At 62.1% G+C, this 5,085-nt stretch carries 6 protein-coding genes; 4 read left to right on the top strand and 2 right to left on the bottom strand.

Annotated features, from left to right (window positions below):
• Both EOA27_RS21235 and EOA27_RS21230 read right to left on the bottom strand, forming a co-directional pair.
• The coding region (locus tag EOA27_RS21235; protein ID WP_145970452.1) for an ABC transporter substrate-binding protein at nucleotides 1–1,064 on the bottom strand (1,064 nt) is incomplete at its 3' end.
• Nucleotides 1,065–1,432: 368 nt separating this feature from the next.
• Nucleotides 1,433–1,699 carry a sel1 repeat family protein gene (locus EOA27_RS21230; RefSeq protein WP_042639605.1) on the bottom strand — a complete coding sequence of 89 codons (267 nt, stop codon included), beginning with the start codon at nucleotides 1,697–1,699 and terminating at the stop codon, nucleotides 1,433–1,435.
• A gap of 439 nt (nucleotides 1,700–2,138) precedes the next feature.
• On the opposite strand from EOA27_RS21230, the gene EOA27_RS21225 reads away from it, so the two are divergent.
• From EOA27_RS21225 to EOA27_RS21215, 4 genes are all read left to right on the top strand, one after another.
• A complete protein-coding gene (locus EOA27_RS21225; protein WP_126064738.1) occupies nucleotides 2,139–2,480 on the top strand; it encodes a DUF2147 domain-containing protein in 342 nt (113 codons plus the stop codon).
• A 197-nt stretch (nucleotides 2,481–2,677) separates the two neighbouring features.
• Complete coding sequence (locus tag EOA27_RS42990; RefSeq protein ID WP_281059457.1) at nucleotides 2,678–2,812, top strand: hypothetical protein; 135 nt, start codon at nucleotides 2,678–2,680, stop codon at nucleotides 2,810–2,812.
• Nucleotides 2,813–2,878: 66 nt separating this feature from the next.
• Nucleotides 2,879–3,082 (top strand): hypothetical protein, encoded by a 204-nt coding sequence (locus EOA27_RS21220; RefSeq protein ID WP_126078346.1) that lies wholly within the window; start codon nucleotides 2,879–2,881, stop codon nucleotides 3,080–3,082.
• A 272-nt stretch (nucleotides 3,083–3,354) separates the two neighbouring features.
• Nucleotides 3,355–4,812: an AMP nucleosidase gene (locus EOA27_RS21215; RefSeq protein ID WP_245467331.1), complete on the top strand. Its 1,458-nt coding sequence runs from the start codon at nucleotides 3,355–3,357 to the stop codon at nucleotides 4,810–4,812.
• The last annotated feature ends 273 nt before the right edge of the window (nucleotides 4,813–5,085 follow it).

The raw sequence follows: 5,085 nt of genomic DNA, 5'->3' as shown, positions 1-5,085 counted from the left end.
TTCTTTAGGTCGCCCTTCTCGTCGAAGATGACGTCGCCGACGACGGTGCTGATGGGCTTGCCGTCCTTGAGCGCCTCGGCGACCTTGGCCGGATCGTCGGTGCCGGCGCGCTTGACGCCTTCGGCGACGGCCTGGATCACGGCATAGGAGAACAGCGTGAAGCCTTCAGGTGTGAAGCCGCCGGCCTTGATCTTGGCGACCGCGTCCTTCGCTTGGGGCTTGGCCTGCGGGTCCGACGGGAAGACGAACAGCGTGCCCTCACCGGCTGGACCGGCGACCTGCCAGAATTCCGGCGATGCGATCGAATCCGGCATGATCAGCTGGAACTTGACGTTCTGCTCCGCCGCCTGGCGCAGGATCAACCCAGCCTCGGGGTGGTAGCCGCCGAAATAGACGACGTCGGCCTTGAGTTTCTTCAGCTTGGTGACGAGGGCCGAGTAATCCTTCTCGCCGGCGTTGATGCCTTCGTAATCGACTTCCTTGAGGCCGCCCGCATTCATCGTCGCCTTGACGGCGTCGGCAACGCCCTGGCCGTAGGCGCTCTTGTCGTGCAGGACGACGACATTCTTGCCGGCATATTTCTTGGCGATCCACGGGCCGATGAAGGCGCCCTGCGCGTCGTCACGCGTGTAGAGGCGCATGATCGTCGGCCAGCCGGACTTGGCGGCGGCATCGGTCAACACCGGGTTCGACGAGGCCGGGCTCATCATCAGCGTACCGGCTTCGGCATAGACGGCGGAGGCCGGAATGCTCGAGCCCGAGCAGGCATGGCCGTCGACGAACTTGACGCCGTTGGCGACGATGCGGTTGGCAACCGACACCGCCTGCTTCGGATCGCACTGGTCGTCCTCGATGTCGAGCTTGATCTGCGAGCCGTTGACGCCGCCGGCGGCGTTGATGGCCTCGGCGGCAGCCTGCGCGCCCTGCTTGAACTGGTCACCGATGGTGGCGAGCTGGCCGGTCATCGGGCCGACCACCGAAATGGTGATGTCGTCGGCAAAGGCAACCGGGGCGCTCATCATCAGGCCAAATGCGGCCGCGCTCAAAATACCCAATCTTTTCATGGCTATCAGAACTCCTCCACTTGCGCGCGGCGGCATGGCCGCGCTTCTTTCACAGAGCCGGGACAATTTCACCCTTCGCCGAGACTGTCGAGAGGACAGTACGGCCGGTTTTGGTTCATTCCGGCGAGGATTTCTTGGGCCACGCGCCCGCGTGATTACCTAGCGTAATGCAAAAAGCCGCGCCGACCTTGTTTCGGTCGGTCGCGGCTTTTGCAGTCGAGCTCCCCAGACGCCCCGCGCCTGAAACCCGCTCGCTTCCCTGTTTTTTCGCGCGGCTGAGTTTGTTTACCTGCCGCGTTCTTGGTCTTGTGGGCCGGCCGTCTTTTCGCGGCCTTGTCCAAATCAACTTCTCAGCGCTGCGCGCAGGATCAGTGCATCGTCATCCATTCGCGGGCTTCGCGCAGCGCCATGGCGATCTCCACCTTCGACATGGTGGCAGACAGTTCCGAGCGCAGCTCGGCGGCCCGGACCGAACCTTTGATCGCGGCGATGTTGAACCATTTGTGGGCGGCGACGACATCGGTCTCGCAATCGCGGCCGGTCGCATACATCATGCCCAGTTCGAAAAGAATGTCGGCCTGGGCAGTTGCCCCCATGGCGCCGAAGCCGTCTTCAAGCATTTCAAAACGTGCCATTTCAATCCCCTGTCTGGCTCCCGAGAGCTGCCTCCTTCTGTCCCTTGATTTCCCTCGGGGCGGGCCGCTCTTTCGATGCTTTCGAGGATGAAGCCTGGCTTTGAATCCGTCGTTAAATGGCTTGCTTAATTTGCGGAAAACAAAGCTAAAACAAGAGGTAAACGCGGGAAACCGTTAAGCATGGGAATCCAGCGTTTGCGCGGTCTTGCGTCAAATTCGATGAAAATTGGCGGGAGCGGAATCAAGACTTCGCTAACCACGGGAACCGAAGCATTTTTCCGGTGCCGTTCATTTTCGGCCATGCGCACGGCGAAAACCGCTACAACCTTCCGTGGCGGCACCGCTTTTGTTTTGGCGGGAGCTGGATTAGCTTTACCTTTGCGTAAGGGACTGGAAGGCGGGCCGGAGCCCGCCGCATACCCATTGGGAGGAGCACAAGATGTTTCGAAAGACGAGCCTGGCCCTGGCGGCGACCTTGATCATGGCGGGCGCCGCGTGGGCCGACCCGATCGAAGGCAATTGGAAGACGCAGGCCGGCTCAACGGCGGCGATCGCTGGCAGCGATGCGTTCTCCATCACGCTGAAATCCGGCAAGTACTCCGGCAAGACGATCGGCTCCTTCAAGGCCGCTGGCGACAACAAATACACCGGCACCATCACCGACCCGGAAACCGACAAGACCTATTCCGGCAAGGCGACGCTGTCGGGCACATCGCTCAAGATGAGCGGCTGCGTGCTCGGCGGCCTGATCTGCAAGAGCCAGACCTGGCACAAGCTGTAACTGACCTTCCGAGATCATCCGAAACGGGGCCCCGAGCGGCCCCGTTTTCTTTTGCGGCGGCGGCGCTCCGCCGAACGGTCTTGTCGCCGACGGCGGCTTGAGACCTCGTCAATCATTTTGAACCGCAGATGAATACCGGTCTCATAACCGGTTCAGAGGCATTGCGGCATTCTCTCCCGCATTGAAGGAGAGAGAAAATGCTTGCCCGTCGCTTCACCATCGTCTGCCTGCTGATGAGCCTGTTCGGCATGCTCTTCGCCATCCTGGTGGCCGAGGGCGGGCACTCGGCCCGCTTGTGGGAACGGCCCGTGGCTGCGTTCTCGGCTCCGTGAACCAAGTGACGCGCTGAAACGACAAAGTTGAAAATCGACCACATTGAAAATCGGGACACCACCAAAATGAACCGCATCGCCGCCACCACAACGAAGATCCTGAGGCTGCTGCCGCGGGCGACGCTCATCCTGATGCTGCTCGCCGCCCCGGTGCTGGCTGTGCCGATGATGCGCGCCGATGCGGGCCACAGGATCGAGGCGCCGGCGAATAAGAACAGGAGCGTCGGCTTCGTGCTGCTGATCAGCCTGCAGCGCGGACAAGCTTTATAGAGTGTCGAACGGTGCGACTGGCTCGTAGCCAGCGCGCCTTAAAGCGCGTCGCGCTGAACCGGGTTCAGGCGAGGCGCTTTAAGTCTTTGTTTTGCTGCATGTCGTTGTCCCAGAACCGCGCACACTTCTGGGCGACATGCATTAAACACATCCGAAGAAAATCGACGCTATCGGCTCTCGCGGTCCCACATCCCCCTCCCAAGCGCCATCCTGAATCTCTATATTGAGACATGGAAAAGCGAATCTACCCCCAAGCCATTGAATCGGTCGTGATGCCGGAGCCTTTCGGCGCGCAGAGCTTCCATGACGCCAAAAAGGCCGTCGCGGCGCTGCAGGCGCTCTATGATCGCAACACCAAATTCCTGCGTGATTCCTTCGCGGCGCTTGCCGCGGGCGCCGACGAGAGCAAGCGCTATCGGGCCTTCTATCCGCAGATCGGCGTCACCACGACCTCGTTCAGCCAGGTCGACTCGCGCCAGGCCTATGGCCATATGCCGACGCCCGGGCATTTCGCCACCACCATCACCCAGCCGCAGCTGTTCGAGAACTACCTCATCGAGCAGCTTCGTCTCATCATGCGCAACCACGGCGTGACAGTGACCGTGTCGGAATCGACGACGCCCATTCCACTGCATTTCGCCTTCCTGGAAGGCAGCTATGTCGACGGCGCGGCCGCCGAGCGCATCAAGCGGCCGATCCGCGACCTGTTCGACGTGCCGGATCTCGACGGCACCGACGACCAGATCGCCAACGGCACGTTCGAGGTGGCGTTCGGCGAGCCGAGGCCGCTGGCGCCGTTCACCGCGCAGCGCATCGACTATTCGCTGCACCGCATGACGCATTACACGGCGACCAGCCCGCAGCATTTCCAGAACTTCGTGCTGTTCACCAACTACCAGTTCTACATCGACGAGTTCGTGGCGCGGGCTCGCGAATTGATGGCCAAGGGCGACAGCGGCTATGTCGAGTTCGTCGAGCCCGGCAATGTCGTGACCGCCAATGGCGCAACGGCCTCGGACGGCACGCCGCCGCAGCGGCTGCCGCAAATGCCGGCCTACCACCTGAAGAAGCCCGGCCATGGCGGCATCACCATGGTCAATATCGGCGTCGGCCCCTCCAACGCCAAGACGATCACCGACCATATCGCGGTGCTTCGGCCGCATGCCTGGGTCATGCTCGGCCACTGCGCGGGCCTGCGCAACACGCAGGCACTTGGCGACTATGTGCTGGCGCATGCCTATGTGCGCGAGGACCATGTGCTGGACGACGATCTGCCGGTCTGGGTGCCGATCCCGCCGCTGGCCGAGATCCAGGTGGCGCTGCAGGAAGCCGTGGCCGAAGTCACTGGACTTTCCGGCTACGACCTCAAGCGCATCATGCGCACCGGCACCGTCGCCACCATCGACAACCGCAACTGGGAACTGCGCGACCAGCGCGGACCGGTGCAGCGCCTGTCGCAGTCCCGCGCCATCGCGCTCGATATGGAATCGGCGACGATTGCCGCCAACGGCTTCCGCTTCCGCGTGCCCTACGGCACGCTGCTGTGCGTATCCGACAAGCCGCTGCATGGCGAATTGAAGCTGCCCGGCATGGCGACCGAGTTCTACAAGCGGCAGGTGGCGCAGCATCTCACCATCGGCATCAAGGCGATGGAGAAGCTTGCCGAAATGCCGATGGAGCGGCTGCATTCGCGCAAGCTCAGAAGTTTCTCGGAGACGGCGTTCCAGTAGCCGCCTTGGCTTGAAACAAGTCAGGGCGGAACGTTGCGGTAACGACACAGGTCCGAGGCAATCGGTCGTCTTGGCAGGGCCGCAATTTGGCCGATAAGCGTCCGAAGGGATGCGTCGGAATAAGGAGACAGGACATTCCGGCGTTTCCGTGAACGGTGTCCTGGGCGGGTCGGAGCAGATGACTACGGGCGGCGCGCGCTTGAGCATGATGTCTCAGCTGACATTCCTGGCGATGACGGCATTCTCGGCCGCGCTGCTGGCCGGGTTCTTCGG

This window comes from Mesorhizobium sp. M2A.F.Ca.ET.037.01.1.1, from assembly GCF_003998075.1.
Classification (GTDB): domain Bacteria; phylum Pseudomonadota; class Alphaproteobacteria; order Rhizobiales; family Rhizobiaceae; genus Mesorhizobium.
This window is presented reverse-complemented; position numbering and strand designations above follow the sequence as displayed.

Excerpts from the sequence above, each read along its gene's own strand:
- EOA27_RS21215 (WP_245467331.1), top strand. The coding sequence starts at position 3,355 with ATGCCGGAGCCTTTCGGCGCGCAGAGCTTCCATGACGCCAAAAAGGCC.
- EOA27_RS21230 (WP_042639605.1), bottom strand. The coding sequence starts at position 1,699 with ATGGCACGTTTTGAAATGCTTGAAGACGGCTTCGGCGCCATGGGGGCA.
- EOA27_RS21220 (WP_126078346.1), top strand. The coding sequence starts at position 2,879 with ATGAACCGCATCGCCGCCACCACAACGAAGATCCTGAGGCTGCTGCCG.
- EOA27_RS42990 (WP_281059457.1), top strand. The coding sequence starts at position 2,678 with ATGCTTGCCCGTCGCTTCACCATCGTCTGCCTGCTGATGAGCCTGTTC.
- EOA27_RS21225 (WP_126064738.1), top strand. The coding sequence starts at position 2,139 with ATGTTTCGAAAGACGAGCCTGGCCCTGGCGGCGACCTTGATCATGGCG.